This is a genomic window from Sphingopyxis sp. BE235 (assembly GCF_031457175.1).
GTDB lineage: Bacteria > Pseudomonadota > Alphaproteobacteria > Sphingomonadales > Sphingomonadaceae > Sphingopyxis.
Window position 1 is genome coordinate 874,512 of sequence record NZ_JAVDWC010000002.1, and the last position, 14,239, is coordinate 888,750.

A 14,239-nucleotide genomic window follows, 5' to 3' on the forward strand; every position below is an offset into this window, starting at 1 on the left:
CGCCCGTAACGAAAGTGATTTCCCGATGAAAACCTGGTTGAAGAAGCTTGCCACCACGTGCGCGATCGCCGCCTTCTCGGCGTCCGCGATGCTCCCGGCCGCCCATGCCGCCCAGCCGGCCGCGGCGGCGGCACCCGCAACGTCCCCCACGACGACCGACGCCGATCCGGCGCTATGGGTCGTCAAGGACAAGGACACGACGATCTATCTCTTCGGCACGGTCCATGTGCTGAAACCCGGCCTCGGCTGGTTCGACGAAGCGGTGAAGACGGCATTCGACAAATCGGACGAGCTGATGCTTGAAATGGTGATGCCCGACGACCAGGCGGCGATGGCGAAGGAAATGATGCCGCTGGCGATCGACCAGAGCGGCAAGACGCTTTCGTCGCGCCTCGATGCCGAGCAGCTCAAGGCGTATCAAGCCGCGCTGGCAGGCCTTGGCATCGCGCCGGCGCAGTTCGACATGTTCGAACCCTGGTTTCCCGCGATCACCCTGTCGGTCCTGCCGCTCACCAAGCTCGGCTATGATCCCGAACAGGGCGTCGAAAAGCTGTTGACGGCCTCGGCCAAAAAATCCGGCAAGCCGGTGGCGGGCCTTGAAACGCTGAGCCAGCAGCTGGGCTTTTTCGATGCGCTGCCCGAAACGCAGCAGATCGCCTTCCTGAATTCGGTGGTGAAGGATCTCGACAAGCTGGGGCCGCAACTCGACAAGATGGTCGCGCAGTGGGCGAAGGGCGATCCCGACGCGCTGGCCGTGACGATGAACGAAAGCCTGGCCGAAACGCCCGAACTCGCCGCGACGCTGCTGTGGGATCGCAACGCCCGCTGGGCCGATCAGCTGAAAGCACGGATGGATCAGCCGGGCACCGTGTTCGTCGCGGTCGGCGCGGGCCATCTCGCGGGCGACAAGAGCGTCCAGGATTATCTCAAGGCCCGCGGCCTCGTCGCCAAGCGGGTCAAATATTGAGGGGAACAGCCCGCCCTTCGCATCAACGGGGTCGCCGCCTTGCGGCGGCCCTTTTGCCGTGCCTGCTCATGGGCTGCGGCACCGCGGAGCCGGCACGGCAGGCGCGGCCCGCGATGTGGCTGGTCGCCGACGATGATACAAAAATCTATATGCTGGGCGCGATGCACGCCCTGCCGCGCGGCACCGACTGGAAAGGCGGCAAGGTCGCCGAGGCGGTCGGGACGGCTGACGAACTGGTGATGGAATTGTCGCCCGCCGAACTGGCGAAGGCGGGCGCCGTTTTCCAGGCGCTCGCACCCCGGACCGCTCCGCTCGCGATGGAGAAACGGCTGCCGCCGCAGGCACTCGCCGGCTATCGGGCCCTGGAGGCGAGCGGCGGCGATTTCGGCGGCGACACGCTCGACGATTGGGCGGTGATGGTATTGATGGGCCAGCGCGTGGCGCAGAATGCCGAACTCGATTCCTCCGACGGCGTGGAAACGCGCCTCACCCGGCAGTTCAAGGACGCCCGAAAGCCGATCGGCGGGCTGGAGACGGCACGCGAGCAACTGATGCTGTTCGAAACGCTCGACCCGACGACGCAGCGCACGCTCCTGACTCGCTCCGCCCAAAAATCGGGCGACGCGGCAAAAGACGTCGGCGCCCTGACCGCGGCGTGGGGCCGCGGCGATGTCGCAGCATTGGAAAAGGTCATCAACGAGGATGTCGATGCCGTACCGGCGGCGCGCAAGGCGATCATCACCGACCGCAACCGGCGCTGGAGCGCGTGGGTGCAAAAGCGGCTGGAACAACCTGGCACGGTGCTGATGGCGGTTGGCGCGGGGCATCTTGTCGGGGCCGACGGCGTGCCCGCGATGCTCGAAGCGGACGGGCTGAAGGTGACGCGGGTGCAATAGGCGCCGTCGCGCTTGCATTTCCGCCGCTTCCCCGCTAAGCGCCCCGGCTTCCGTCCATGGTCATCCCTGGAGGCGTGGCGGAACTGTGTAACTGTTTCTCGGAGAAATAATATGAGCGATCAGCTGACGCTGACGGCCGAGACGCGCGAACGCGGAGGCAAGGGAGCCTCGCGTGACCTGCGTCGTAATGGCCGCGTCCCCGCCGTTGTCTATGGCGGCAAAGAAGAACCCCTGATGATCCACGTCGAAGAAAAGCTGCTGATGAAGCAGCTGATGACGGGTCACTTCATGAACTCGGTCGTCATGGTCGACGTGGGTGGCAAGACCATCCGCACCCTGCCGAAGGACGTCGCTTTCCACCCGGTCAAGGATCGCCCGATCCATGTCGATTTCCTCCGCATCTCGAAGGACGCCAAGGTCACCGTCGCGGTTCCCGTCGTGTTCACGAACGAAGAAGCCTCGCCGGGCCTGAAGCGCGGCGGCGTGCTGAACATCGTCCGTCACGAGCTGGAAATCGCCTGTGACGCGGACAAGATCCCCGACGAGATCACGATCGACGTCACCGGTTTCGACGTTGGCGATTCGATCCACATCAGCAACGTCACCCTGCCCAAGGGCGCCGAAAGCGCGATCACCGATCGCGACTTCACCATCGCCACGATCGTCGCCCCCTCGGCGATGAAGTCGAGCGAAGGCGACACGACCGTCGACAGCGGCGAAGCTGCTGCTGCCGAAGACGGCGAAGAAGCCTAATCATATCCGGGCGGCCCCTCCCCCGGCGGGAGGGGCCTTCCACGAAAGGCGAATAGCATGCAGCTCTGGGTCGGCCTCGGAAATCCCGGGCCCCAATATGCGATGCACCGCCACAATGTCGGCTTCATGGCCGCCGATGTCATCGCCGATGTCTACGACTTTCCATCGCCCGCGAAGAAATTCCAGGGCTGGGTCCAGGAAGGCCGCATCGGGTCGCAGCGCATCCTGCTGCTCAAACCCGGCACCTTCATGAACGAAAGCGGCCGCAGCGTGCGCGCCGCGCTCGATTTCTATAAATTGACCCCGCAGGATGTCACCGCCTTCTACGACGAGCTCGACCTCGCTCCAATGAAGGTCAAAGTGAAACAAGGCGGCGGCGCGGCGGGCCACAATGGCATAAGGTCGATGATCCAGCATATCGGCGAGGATTTCCGCCGCGTGCGCATCGGCATCGGTCATCCGGGACACAAGGACCGCGTCACGGGCCATGTCCTCGGCAATTACCACAAGAGCGAAATGGAGCCGCTGATCGACCTGCTCGGCGCGATCGCCGCCGAGGCCAAATGGCTGGCGGGCGGCGACGATGTGCGGTTCCAGAGCGATCTCGCGCTGCGCCTGCAGGGATGACCGCCACGCGCGATGCAACGGCGGCCGATCGCGATGCCGTCGTCGCGATCTGGCAAATCTGCGGCCTGACGCGCCCATGGAATGATCCGGACGCCGATTTCGGGCGCGCGCTCGGCCATGAAGCTTCGACGGTCATTGTGGCTGAACGCGGCGCGCGGATCGTCGCCACCGCCATGACCGGCTTCGACGGACACCGCGGATGGATCTATTATCTGGGCGTCGCGCCGGACCATCAGGGACAGGGTCTTGCGCGACAATTGCTCGACGCCGCGTGCGAATGGCTCCGGCTTCGCGGCTGCCCCAAGGTCGAGTTGATGCTTCGCGATGGCAACCCCGTAGCGGGCCTTTACGAGCATCTCGGCTGGGAACCCCAGGACGTCCGTGTTTTCGCCCGCTGGCTGACTGATCCGACGGCTCCCGATGTCACTGAAGCGTCATAGGAATCATACGCTCCCGACATGGTGAAGCCATCTAGCTGACACCTCCCTCTGCAATCGGTGCGCCACCTCATCCGGACGATCCAGTCCGGGGCTCAACCGAAAACAGGGGGACTGCATGTCACATCTTACCGACGACGCCCGCGCGCCTTATCGCGGCGACACCGATACGCTTCCGGGGCCCGACAGCCTCGAGGCGATCGTTGCCAAAAATCCCTCGCGCCGGACGCTGCTCCGCAACGGCCTCTTCGGTCTGTCGATCCTGCCGGCACTCGCGGCGTGCGACGACACCAGCGGCGATCCCTCGGTCGTTCTGCCGACGCCCACCCCGACACCGACCCCCACCCCGACGCCCCCGCCGGTCAGCTACGCCGTCAGTTTCGCCGCGGTCGCCGCGAATCAGGATGACAAGGTCACCGTGCCCGCGGGCTACACCGTCGACGTGCTGCTGAAGGCTGGCGATTCGGTCGAAACGGGCACCGCCTATTCGGGCAGCTTCCCCACCCCCGCGGTCGCCGAGAAATGGGCGGGCGGCAACCATGACGGCATGGAATATTTCGCCTTTCCGGGCGTCGATGCCAATAACCGCGGCATCCTGGCGATGAACTTCGAATATCCCGACTTCAACATCCTGATGGCGGGCAACTACAACGCCGCCACCGCGACGGCCGACCAAAAGGCGCTCGCCCTGTCGGCGGTCGGTATCGGCGTCGTCGAAATCGCCAAGGGCAGCGACGGCAAATGGGCCGTGCAGCCGAGATCGACCTATAACCGCCGCTACACCGGCAACAGCAGCTATCGCGCTGGCGGCCCCGCCGCCGGCCTGCTGTCGGGCTCCATCAAGGGCATGCTCAACAACTGCTCGAGCGGCCGGACCCCGTGGGACACCTATCTGACCTGCGAAGAGACGACCGACAATTATCTCGATCCCACGCAGCCCGCGCGCGATTATGGCTGGGTTGTCGAGATCGACCCGCTGCGCGAGTTGGCGCAGCCGACCAAGCGCACCGCGATGGGCCGCTTCAGCCATGAAAACGTCGCCTTCATGTCGAACAGTGACCGTCGCGTCGCCTTTTACATGGGCGATGATTCGACTCCCGGCTGCATCTACAAATTCGTTCCAGACCGGGCCTGGAGCAACACCAATCGCGCCGCGAACACCGACCTGCTCGACTATGGCACGCTCTATGTCGCGCGCTTCAACGGCAATGGCACGGGCGAATGGCGCGCACTCGTCGTCGGCCAGAACGGCCTGACCGCCGGAGCGCAGGACCCGGGCAACGTCAGCCAGAGCACGAACCCGCCGGCGCCGACGACGGTCAACTTCAACAATCAGGCCGATGTGCTGATCAACTGCCCGTCGGCGGCGCGCGTCGCGGGCGGCACCGTGATGGATCGCCCCGAATGGCTGACCGTCGCGCCCGACAACAAGGCGATTTATTGCACGCTGACCAACAACAGCGGCCGCCGCGTGGTCGACCCCGCCAACCCGCGCGTCACCAACCTGCACGGACACATCATCAAGTTCCGCGAAGAAGGCGATTCGCCGCTGGCGACCAAGTTCAGCTGGGAAATCTTCCTGACCGCGGGCGATCCGTCGCTTTCGGCGGGCGGCAGCAATCTCGTCGGCAATATCAACGGCGACACTTTCTCCAGCCCCGACGGCCTCCGCATCGACCCGCAGGGTCGCATGTGGGTGCAGACCGACCATAGCGTTCCCGGTAACTCGGGGGTCGCGGGACGGACGATCGACCAGGCGTTCGGGCACAATGCGATGTTCTATGTCGACCAGGTCACGAAGCAGTCGAAACGCTTCCTCGTCGGCCCGCTCGGCTCCGAGATCACGGGGTTGGCCTATACGCCCGACCTCAAGACCTTCTTCGTCAACATCCAGCACCCGACGGGCAACTGGCCAGTCGCGGGGCAGCAGCCGCGCTCATCGACCGTCGTCGTGCGCCGTACCGACAGCCAGCCGGTCGGGGCCTGATCGCGCGCCGTCCGCTCTCCCCTTCGCCGGGCGGAGCGGATGGCCCGTCAGGGTGTGCGCTTGGGCGGCGGCGGGGGCGAGCCGTCGCGCGTCTGCGACATCAAGGTCACGCACATCGTCCGGTGCACCGGATGCCGGCCGCATGCGATGCCGGCATAGCGGTGCGTCGCCCGCAGCAGGCTGTGGCGATGGCCGCGGTCGGGCACACCGTCGTCGATCAGCAGCTGGTCGACGACGCCTTCGGGGGTGTGATGGCCATAGGTGATGACTTCGTTCACATAAGGCCCGCCGCCGCGCGCCCTCATCCGTTCGCCGGGACCGCTGCCCCGCGTATAATGCCCCACCGCGCCCGAGCGCGACTGGACCGCGACATGGTCGGCCGCCGCGCGTGCCAGCGGATCGCTCCATTCCAGTTCGGGAAGCGGCTTTTCGCGGCGAAGGTCGCGGATCGCCTCGTCGACCGCGGCGACGCCCTCGCGCGTCATGATGTCGATCTCGCTGTCGTCGTCGCTGACCAGCAGCTTGCCTTCGAAGCGCGGGCGATAGTCGCGCAGATATTCGGCATAGCCGGCGGGATCGCTGCGGAAGCGGTTGAGTTCGGTGAAGACACCTTCCTCGAAGCGGTTCGGCGCGGCGACGGCAGCGGTCCCACCGAGAGTCAGAAGGATAGCGGCGGCGAGGAGGCGGGGTTTCGTCATGGCGGGTGCGATAAAGGCGCAAGTCTGAACCGGGCGCAACGGCAAAGACTGGCGCCCGAGCCAATCTGGCGCTAGGGGCGCTGCAACACAGGCCCCTCATTCACGGCAGGCCGAACCTCACGGAGTTTTTATGGGTTTCAAATGCGGGATCGTCGGCCTGCCCAACGTCGGCAAGTCCACCCTGTTCAACGCGCTGACCGAAACAGCGGCGGCGCAGGCGGCGAACTATCCTTTCTGCACGATCGAGCCGAATATCGGTAACGTCGCGGTGCCCGACGCGCGGCTCGAAAAGCTTGCCGCCATAGCGAGCAGCAAAAAGATCATCGCGACCCAGCTCGCCTTCGTCGACATCGCCGGCCTTGTGCGCGGCGCGTCGAAGGGCGAAGGGCTCGGCAACCAGTTCCTCGGCAACATCCGCGAAGTCGACGCGATCGTCCATGTCCTGCGCTGTTTCGAGGATGACGACATCCAGCATGTCGAGAACAAGGTCGATCCGGTCGCCGACGCCGAAACGGTCGAAACCGAGCTGCTGCTCTCCGACCTCGAAAGCCTCGAAAAGCGTGTGCCCGCCTTCGCGAAGAAGGCCGCGCAAGGCGACAAGGAAGCGAAGATCGCCGCATCGGTGCTCGGTCAGGCGCTTGAGCTGCTGCGCGAAGGCAAGCCCGCGCGGCTGACCGAACCCAAGGATGAAGAAGAAGCCCGCGTCCTGCGCACCGCGCAGCTCCTGACCTCGAAGCCCGTCCTTTACGTCTGCAACGTCGACGAAGGCAGCGCCGCAAACGGCAACGCCTTCTCGGAAAAGGTCTTCGCCAAGGCCGCCGCCGAAGGCGCGCAGGCGGTCGTCGTTTCGGCCGCGATCGAAAGCGAGCTGGTGACGATGGACATGGCCGACCGGCTCGAGTTCCTCGAAGAAATGGGCCTCCACGAAACCGGCCTCGCGCGCGTTATCCGCGCGGGCTACGAGCTGCTCCACCTGATCACCTTCTTCACCGTCGGCCCGCAGGAGGCGCGCGCATGGACCGTCCACACCGGCGCCACCGCTCCCGAGGCCGCGGGCGAAATCCACAGCGATTTCCAGAAGGGTTTCATCCGCGCCGAAACGATCGCCTATGACGATTATGTCGCGCTGGGCGGCGAAGCGAAGGCGCGCGAAGCGGGCAAGCTGCGCGCCGAGGGCAAGGCTTATGTCGTCCACGATGGCGACGTGATGCACTTTTTGCACAGCTAAATCGCTCCCCTCCCGCTTGCGGGAGGGGTCGGGGGAGGGCCTGTGAGGTCGCCCCCTCCCCGCTGCGACTAGCGAGCAAGCTCGCAAGTCTCGCTACCCCTCCCGCAAGCGGGAGGGGTCAGTTTGGCTCGAACGCTGCCAAAATCGGGCACGGCCCCTTGTCGCTCGCGGCGCATTGGTCGGCGAGGCGTGCCAGCGCGGCGCGCGTTTCGGTCATCTGCGCGATCTTTTCGTCGAGAACCTCGATCCGCTGCCGCGCCAGTGTACGTACACGCACACGGTCATCACTCGCCTCGAGCGCGAGCAGTTCGGCGATCTCGTCGAGCGTGAAGCCCGACGCCTGCGCCGAACGGATGAATTTCAGGCGCCGCAGGTCATCCTCGCCATAGCGGCGGATCCCGCCGCCCCAGCCGTCACCGCCGCTTCGTGCGGGCGTGTCGAGCAGCCCGCGGCGCTGGTAATAGCGCACGGTTTCGACCCCGACATCGCCCGCCGCCGCCAATTTTCCGATCGTGAGCTGCATCGCTTGACTCCGTACTATGGTACGGACGCTATATGGGGCGCATGAAAAAACAAGCAACCCTCCATCGCATGGTCATGCCGGGGCACACCTGCCCCTATGGCCTCAAATCGAAACATCTGCTCGAAAGCCGCGGCTTTACGGTCGACGACCGCTGGCTGACGACGCGCGAGGAAACCGACGCGTTCAAGGCCGAGCATGGCGTGAAGACGACGCCGCAGACCTTCATCGACGGCGTGCGGATCGGCGGCCACGACGATCTGCGCCGTCATTTCGGGCTGAAAGTCGCCGATCCCGACGCCACCAGCTACACGCCCGTCATTGCGCTCTTCGCGATGACGGCATTGATGGCGCTCGCGACCAGCTTCTCGGTCTATGGCGATGCTTTCACCCTGCGCGCCGCGGAATGGTTCATCTCGTTCAGCATGATCGTGCTCGCGCTGCTGAAGCTGCAGGATGTCGACAAATTCGCTACGATGTTCCTGAATTACGACCTGCTCGCGAAGCGCTGGGTGCCTTATGCGAGCATCTATCCCTTTGCCGAGGGGCTCGCCGGTGTTCTGATGACCGCGCATGCGCTGCCCTGGCTGTCGATCCCGCTTGCGCTGTTCATCGGCGGCATCGGTGCGGTGTCGGTGTTCAAGGCGGTCTATATCGACAAGCGCGACATCAAATGCGCGTGCGTCGGCGGCAGCAGCAAAGTTCCCTTGGGCTTCGTCTCGCTGACCGAGAATGTGATGATGGTCGCGATGGCGCTGTGGATGGCGCGGATGTGGTTCTGATCCCCTCCCGCATCGGTCATTGATGAAACATATGGCTGGGCTATCAGGGGCGGTGATTCGCCCCCGGGGAGCCCAGCCATGTTCAACCGCCGCCATTTCCTTGCCGGGGCCACGCTCGCCGGCCTTACCGCCCCCGCGATCCTGCGCGCCGAGGGCGGTATTTTCCGCGAATTCCCGTTCAGCCTCGGCGTTGCGGCGGGCGATCCGGCGAGCGACGGTTTCGTGATCTGGACGCGCCTCGCCCCCGAACCGATGGAACGCCATGGCGGGATGCCGCTGGCGAATTTCCCTGTCGACTGGGAAGTCGCAAGCGACAGCGGCTTTCGCGACGTCGTCGCCAAGGGCACCGAACTCGCGCGCCCCGAACTCGCACATAGCGTCCATGTCGAGGTCGCGGGGCTGCAGCCCGACCGGCCCTATTATTACCGCTTCACGGCGGGCGGCGAACGCAGCCTGCGCGGCCGCGCGCGCACCCTGCCCGCGCCGGGTGCGAAGGCCGATGCGCTGAAATTCGGGGTCGCGGGATGCCAGCATTTCGAGGCGGGCTTTTTTGGCGCCTATCGTCACCTCGCGCGCGAAGACCTCGCCTTCGTCTATCATTATGGCGACTTCATCTATGAATATAGCGAGGAGTATCTGTTCAACACCGGGCTGCCGACACGGCCGGTGCGCAAGCATGCGCACCGGGCACTTGTCGACGTTAATGATTTCCGCACCGCCTATGCACAGCAGCTCGGCGACATCGACCTGCAGGCGGCGCGATCGGTCCACGCCTTCCTGTCGAGCTTCGACGATCACGAGATCCGCAACGACTGGGTCTCGGACATCGACAACTGGAAGCTCGGCCTCGACGTCAACGATCCCGAAGCGGCGTCGCCCGAGGTCTTCATGCTGAAGAAACAGGCGGCGATGCAGGCGTGGTACGAGCATATGCCGGTGCGCAAGGCGTTGCTGCCGCGCGGCGGCATGGTCGCGATGAATCGCGAGTTCCGCTGGGGCGACCTGATGGCGATGCAATTGCTCGACACGCGCCAATATCGCGACGACCAGCCGTGCGACGACGGCTTCAAGCCCGCGTGCCCCGACGTGTTCGCCAAAGACAGGCAGGTGCTCGGCAAGGCGCAGGAAGAATGGCTCGGCCGCAATCTGGCGAAAGGCGGTGCGACGTGGAACGCTTTTGCGCAGCAGATCACGATGATGTCGCTCGACCGGCGGCGCAAGGCCGACGAGCCGAAGAAGATCGTCAATCTCGACAGCTGGGCAGGCTATGAAGCGCCGCGCGAGCGCATATTGTCGCGCATGGCGGGGCTGAAGAATAATGTCGTCCTTACCGGCGACGAGCATCAGAATTTCTGCGGCGATCTGGTGTCGAAGGACAAGATTGTCGGCGCCGAGTTCGTCGCGACGTCGATCTCGAGCGGCGGCGACGGCAGCGACAAGCGGAACGGCACCGACGTCTTCCTGAGCCAGAACCCCGAGCTCAAATTCGCCAACGACCAGCGCGGCTACGTCGTATGCGACGTCAATCGCGAGGCGTGGCAGACGCATTTCATGGTCGTCGACAAGGTCACGACGCCGGTGAACACGCTGTCGAAGCGCGCAACGGGCGTGGTCGAGCGCGATGTCGCCGGGATCAAGATGGCGTGATGTGTCGCCGCGTCGTCACATACGCGCCATAGCGGAGCGCGCATGAACCGCCTTTTCTCACTACTGCTCGCCCTCCTGCTTCCGCTCGCCGCGCACGCGCAGGAGGGAAGCGAGCGCAAGCCCGTGACGATCCTGATCTCGATCGACGGTTTTCGCGCCGATTATCTCGATCGCGGCATCACGCCGAACCTGTCGCGGCTCGCGGCGGGGGGTGCGCGCGGCAAGCTGCGGCCGTCCTTTCCGACCAAGACCTTCCCGAACCATTATGCGATCGTCACCGGCAAGCGGCCCGATACGAACGGGATCGTCGGCAACAATATGATCGACCCGCGGCGTCCCGATGTGCGGTTCAGCCTCGGCGATCCGAAACAGTCGCTCGATCCTTTCTGGTGGGACGAGGCCGAACCCGCGTGGGTCACCGCGGGCAAGGCTGGGGTACGCAGCGCAACGATGTTCTGGCCGGGAAGCGAGGTTGCGATCCATGGCGTGCGCCCGCCCGACTGGCTGCGCTATGACGCGCATGTCGGCTATGCGCAGCGGGTGAACACATTGCTCGACTGGATGCGCCGCCCCGACGCCATTCGCCCTGCCTTCGTCACCCTCTATTTCGAGGCGGTCGACGATGCGGGGCACCAATTCGGCCCCGACAGCGCCGAGGTGAACGCCGCGATGACCGAGGTCGATGCGCGTATCGGCGACCTCGTCGCGGGCCTGGCCGCGATGGAACAGCCCGCGCAAATGATCGTCGTCGCCGACCACGGGATGCGTGCGATCGACGAAAGCCGCACCATCCAGCTCGCTGACCTGATCGATCTTCACAGCATCATTGCGGTCGAGACCGGCCCCTACGCCGCGATCGAGCCCGCCGCGGGAACCGACAACCGCGTATATGACGCGCTGCTGAAACCGCACGAGCATATGGTCTGCAACCGCCGCGAGGAATTGCCGAAGCGGCTGCACTATGGCCGGAACCCGCGCGTCGCGGCGATCATCTGCATCGCCGAACCCGGCTGGTCGATCATCGCGGGCACCCCGACCTGGCCCGTCAAGGGCGGCGCGCACGGTTATGACAATCAGGACCCGGAGATGCTCGCGCTGTTCGTCGCGAGCGGAACGGGTCTGAAAGGCGATGTCGGCATCGTCGACAATATCGAGGTCTATCCGCTGCTGATGCGGCTCATCGGCGTTGCGCCGCTGCCGAGCGACGCGACGGGCGAACTCGCCAAGCGCCTGCCCTGATCAGTCGCGCAGCACCGCCATCGCGTGGATCGATGCGGTCGGCGCGTTGACGATCTGGAGCTGGTAGCGCCCCTGCGGCACGTCGAATTCGACCATCTTGCGGATGCCGGAGCAGGCGGGGCCATGCCCGTGCGTGACCGACTTCACCACCACGCCCTCGCGCACCAGATCGATCCACGCCCCCGCGTCGAGCGCGACGATCAGCCGCCCCGGCTTCTTCACCTCGATCGGGATCATACCGCCGAATTTATGGACGTCGGGCTTGCGCTCGGGCGCGATGCCATAACGCAGGCTTTCGAACTTGTGCAGCGGCAACGCCGTCCGCGCCGCGCCAAGCGGCGACCAGTCGGCGCCGAGGTCGTCGCCATAGGCATAGATCGTCTTGCTCGACGTGTTGCGCGCCCAGTCGGCGAGTTCGGACGGCAATACCGGCGCAGCGGGACAGGCTGTTGCTGGCTTCTCGGCCGGTGCCGCGAACACTGTCGCTGGCAATACCGCCGCCAGTGAGATGGCAATGATCCGGAACCCCATCCTATTTCCTCCCGAACAATTTTTCGACATCGTCCATCGCGAGCTTCACCCAGGTCGGTCGCCCATGGTTGCACTGGCCGCTGTGCGGCGTGACCTCCATCGTGCGGAGCAGCGCGTTCATTTCGGCGACGCTGAGCGTGCGCCCGGCGCGCACCGATCCATGGCACGCCATCGTCGCGGCGACCAGTTCGAGCCGTTCGCTGAGGCCGAGCGCGGCGTCATAACCCGCCAGATCGTCGGCGATGTCGGTCACCAGTTTCTGGCAATTGATCGCCCCCAGCATCGCCGGCGTTGCGCGCACCATCACCGCTGCGGGGCCGAAGCGTTCGAGTTCGACGCCGAGCGCCGCGAGCTGCGGCGCGGCGGCCTCGAGCCGGTCGCACGCGGGCTCGTCGAGTTCGACGACCTCAGGCAGCAGCAGCCCCTGCGACGGCACCGCCTGCCCGCCCATGCCGCGGCGGAGTTGTTCGAGCACGAGGCGTTCGTGCGCGGCGTGCTGGTCGACGATGACGAGGCCGTCCTCGGCCTCGGCGACGATATAGGTTTTCGCGATCTGGCCGCGTGCGATGCCGAGCGGGTGCGCCTCGGCCTGCGGCACCGGCGCGGTCGCGGGTTCGGCCCGGCCCATCGGGAGCGCATCGCGCGATGGGGCGAAATCGACGATGCGGTCGTGAAGCAAGGCCGTCGTCGCGGCATCCGCTTCGGCACCGAACAGATGCGTCGCGGGCGCGTGCGGATAAGGCAGATGCGCCGCGAACAAGGTCGGCGCAGGGGGCTGCGGCGCCACGGGTTCCTGCTGCCACGCCGCCAACGCCGCCTCGGCGGGACGCTGGACGCTGCGGAAACCATGCTCGTCGAGCGCGCGGCGGAGACCGCCGACGATCATCCCGCGAACGAGCTGCGGATCGCGGAAACGCACCTCGGTCTTCGCCGGATGGACGTTCACGTCGACCTCGCTCGTCGGCACGTCGAGGAAGAGCGCGACGACCGGATGGCGATCGCGCGCGAGCAGGTCGGCATAGGCGCCGCGCAGCGCACCGACGAGCAGCCGGTCCTTTACCGGGCGCCCGTTGACGAACAGATATTGATGGTCGGCGATGCCGCGATTGTAGGTCGGCAGGCTGATCACGCCGCCCAGATGCACCTCGCCGCGGTCGATATCGACGCCGATGCTGTTCCCGGCGAGGTCGCGCTGGGTCAGCGCGGCAACGCGCGAAAGCTGATCCTGCCCGCCTTGCACATCGAGCACGCGGCGCCCGTCATGCTCGACGGTAAAGCCGATGTCGGGCCGCGCCATCGCGAGCCGCTTCACGACGTCGAGGCACGCGGCATATTCGCTGCGCCCGCTGCGCAGGAACTTGCGCCGCGCCGGCACCCGCGCGAACAGATCCTCGACCATCACCCGGCTGCCCTTGCCCAGCGCCGCCGGGCCTTCGGCGACCACCGCACCATTGTCGACGACGCGCTTCCAGCCGTCGCCGCCCGCGACGCGGCTTTCGAGCGTCAGCCGCGCGACGCTCGCGATCGAGGGCAGCGCCTCGCCGCGAAAACCCAGCGTCGTGACGTCCTCGATCGCGTCATCGGGCAGCTTCGACGTGGCATGCCGTTCGAGCGCGAGCGCCATGTCGGCGGCGGTCATGCCGCAGCCGTCATCCTCGACCTCCAGCCGCGAAATCCCGCCCTCGGCGATTCGCACCGAAATGCGAGTCGAACCGGCGTCGATGGCATTTTCAACCAGTTCCTTGAGCGCCGCGGCAGGTCTTTCGACCACTTCACCGGCCGCGATCCGATTTACTAGCTTTTCGGGCAGGCGACGTATTGACATGGCCGCTCTCCTAGCGCAGTCGAACGCAAATCGCGACCCATCCGCACAGCCCTGATCATTTTGTCCAGCCACCCCAAAAGGAAGAGCCGGAATCTCCCCCTG

14 protein-coding genes are annotated in these 14,239 nt (G+C 65.6%); 10 read left to right on the top strand and 4 right to left on the bottom strand.

The genetic code is table 11. From position 1 onward, the window contains the following. Window positions 1-25 precede the first annotated feature (25 nt). From J2X38_RS11400 to J2X38_RS11425, 6 genes are all read left to right on the top strand, one after another. Window positions 26-967, top strand: coding sequence for a TraB/GumN family protein (locus tag J2X38_RS11400; protein WP_310254107.1), 942 nt, complete (start codon window positions 26-28; stop codon window positions 965-967). A gap of 53 nt (window positions 968-1,020) precedes the next feature. Beyond that, window positions 1,021-1,863, top strand: a complete 843-nt coding sequence (locus J2X38_RS11405; protein ID WP_310254109.1) for a TraB/GumN family protein — start codon at window positions 1,021-1,023, stop codon at window positions 1,861-1,863. Window positions 1,864-1,974: 111 nt separating this feature from the next. Continuing rightward, window positions 1,975-2,616, top strand: coding sequence for a 50S ribosomal protein L25/general stress protein Ctc (locus J2X38_RS11410; RefSeq protein WP_058538273.1), 642 nt, complete (start codon window positions 1,975-1,977; stop codon window positions 2,614-2,616). Window positions 2,617-2,673: 57 nt separating this feature from the next. Further along, window positions 2,674-3,243 carry an aminoacyl-tRNA hydrolase gene (pth, locus tag J2X38_RS11415; protein ID WP_310254111.1) on the top strand — a complete coding sequence of 190 codons (570 nt, stop codon included), beginning with the start codon at window positions 2,674-2,676 and terminating at the stop codon, window positions 3,241-3,243. After that, window positions 3,240-3,683 carry a GNAT family acetyltransferase gene (locus J2X38_RS11420; RefSeq protein WP_310254113.1) on the top strand — a complete coding sequence of 148 codons (444 nt, stop codon included), beginning with the start codon at window positions 3,240-3,242 and terminating at the stop codon, window positions 3,681-3,683. Before pth ends, J2X38_RS11420 begins: the two co-directional genes overlap by 4 nt. A 115-nt stretch (window positions 3,684-3,798) precedes the next feature. Further along, window positions 3,799-5,667 (top strand): PhoX family phosphatase, encoded by a 1,869-nt coding sequence (locus tag J2X38_RS11425; RefSeq protein ID WP_310254115.1) that lies wholly within the window; start codon window positions 3,799-3,801, stop codon window positions 5,665-5,667. A gap of 47 nt (window positions 5,668-5,714) precedes the next feature. On the opposite strand, the gene J2X38_RS11430 is transcribed toward J2X38_RS11425, so the two are convergent. Then, the gene (locus J2X38_RS11430; RefSeq protein WP_310254117.1) at window positions 5,715-6,365 is read right to left on the bottom strand and encodes a CAP domain-containing protein; all 651 of its coding nucleotides are present in this window, start codon (window positions 6,363-6,365) and stop codon (window positions 5,715-5,717) included. A 130-nt stretch (window positions 6,366-6,495) separates the two neighbouring features. On the opposite strand from J2X38_RS11430, the gene ychF reads away from it, so the two are divergent. Continuing rightward, window positions 6,496-7,593 (top strand): redox-regulated ATPase YchF, encoded by a 1,098-nt coding sequence (ychF, locus tag J2X38_RS11435; protein ID WP_310254119.1) that lies wholly within the window; start codon window positions 6,496-6,498, stop codon window positions 7,591-7,593. Between the two features lie 118 nt (window positions 7,594-7,711). On the opposite strand, the gene J2X38_RS11440 is transcribed toward ychF, so the two are convergent. Beyond that, window positions 7,712-8,116 carry a MerR family DNA-binding protein gene (locus tag J2X38_RS11440; RefSeq protein WP_310254121.1) on the bottom strand — a complete coding sequence of 135 codons (405 nt, stop codon included), beginning with the start codon at window positions 8,114-8,116 and terminating at the stop codon, window positions 7,712-7,714. A 41-nt stretch (window positions 8,117-8,157) separates the two neighbouring features. Between J2X38_RS11440 and J2X38_RS11445 the strand changes: the two genes are divergently transcribed. The 3 genes from J2X38_RS11445 to J2X38_RS11455 all read left to right on the top strand — a co-directional run bounded on the left by J2X38_RS11445 (window position 8,158) and on the right by J2X38_RS11455 (window position 11,781). Beyond that, window positions 8,158-8,895: a glutaredoxin family protein gene (locus J2X38_RS11445; RefSeq protein WP_310254123.1), complete on the top strand. Its 738-nt coding sequence runs from the start codon at window positions 8,158-8,160 to the stop codon at window positions 8,893-8,895. Window positions 8,896-8,973: 78 nt separating this feature from the next. Next, window positions 8,974-10,542, top strand: a complete 1,569-nt coding sequence (locus J2X38_RS11450; RefSeq protein ID WP_310254125.1) for an alkaline phosphatase D family protein — start codon at window positions 8,974-8,976, stop codon at window positions 10,540-10,542. A 42-nt stretch (window positions 10,543-10,584) separates the two neighbouring features. Further along, on the top strand, window positions 10,585-11,781 hold the full coding sequence (locus tag J2X38_RS11455) for an alkaline phosphatase family protein (protein WP_310254127.1): 1,197 nt from the start codon (window positions 10,585-10,587) through the stop codon (window positions 11,779-11,781). Here J2X38_RS11455 and J2X38_RS11460 read toward each other — a convergent pair whose 3' ends face one another. Both J2X38_RS11460 and mutL read right to left on the bottom strand, forming a co-directional pair. Then, window positions 11,782-12,312 (bottom strand): homogentisate 1,2-dioxygenase, encoded by a 531-nt coding sequence (locus J2X38_RS11460; RefSeq protein WP_310254129.1) that lies wholly within the window; start codon window positions 12,310-12,312, stop codon window positions 11,782-11,784. A 1-nt stretch (window position 12,313) separates the two neighbouring features. Continuing rightward, on the bottom strand, window positions 12,314-14,137 hold the full coding sequence (gene mutL, locus J2X38_RS11465) for a DNA mismatch repair endonuclease MutL (RefSeq protein ID WP_310254131.1): 1,824 nt from the start codon (window positions 14,135-14,137) through the stop codon (window positions 12,314-12,316). Window positions 14,138-14,239 lie beyond the last annotated feature (102 nt).

Excerpts from the sequence above, each read along its gene's own strand:
- J2X38_RS11455 (WP_310254127.1), top strand. The coding sequence starts at position 10,585 with ATGAACCGCCTTTTCTCACTACTGCTCGCCCTCCTGCTTCCGCTCGCC.
- J2X38_RS11430 (WP_310254117.1), bottom strand. The coding sequence starts at position 6,365 with ATGACGAAACCCCGCCTCCTCGCCGCCGCTATCCTTCTGACTCTCGGT.
- J2X38_RS11420 (WP_310254113.1), top strand. The coding sequence starts at position 3,240 with ATGACCGCCACGCGCGATGCAACGGCGGCCGATCGCGATGCCGTCGTC.
- mutL (WP_310254131.1), bottom strand. The coding sequence starts at position 14,137 with ATGTCAATACGTCGCCTGCCCGAAAAGCTAGTAAATCGGATCGCGGCC.
- J2X38_RS11400 (WP_310254107.1), top strand. The coding sequence starts at position 26 with ATGAAAACCTGGTTGAAGAAGCTTGCCACCACGTGCGCGATCGCCGCC.
- J2X38_RS11440 (WP_310254121.1), bottom strand. The coding sequence starts at position 8,116 with ATGCAGCTCACGATCGGAAAATTGGCGGCGGCGGGCGATGTCGGGGTC.
- ychF (WP_310254119.1), top strand. The coding sequence starts at position 6,496 with ATGGGTTTCAAATGCGGGATCGTCGGCCTGCCCAACGTCGGCAAGTCC.
- J2X38_RS11410 (WP_058538273.1), top strand. The coding sequence starts at position 1,975 with ATGAGCGATCAGCTGACGCTGACGGCCGAGACGCGCGAACGCGGAGGC.
- J2X38_RS11460 (WP_310254129.1), bottom strand. The coding sequence starts at position 12,312 with ATGGGGTTCCGGATCATTGCCATCTCACTGGCGGCGGTATTGCCAGCG.
- J2X38_RS11425 (WP_310254115.1), top strand. The coding sequence starts at position 3,799 with ATGTCACATCTTACCGACGACGCCCGCGCGCCTTATCGCGGCGACACC.
- J2X38_RS11445 (WP_310254123.1), top strand. The coding sequence starts at position 8,158 with ATGAAAAAACAAGCAACCCTCCATCGCATGGTCATGCCGGGGCACACC.
- pth (WP_310254111.1), top strand. The coding sequence starts at position 2,674 with ATGCAGCTCTGGGTCGGCCTCGGAAATCCCGGGCCCCAATATGCGATG.
- J2X38_RS11450 (WP_310254125.1), top strand. The coding sequence starts at position 8,974 with ATGTTCAACCGCCGCCATTTCCTTGCCGGGGCCACGCTCGCCGGCCTT.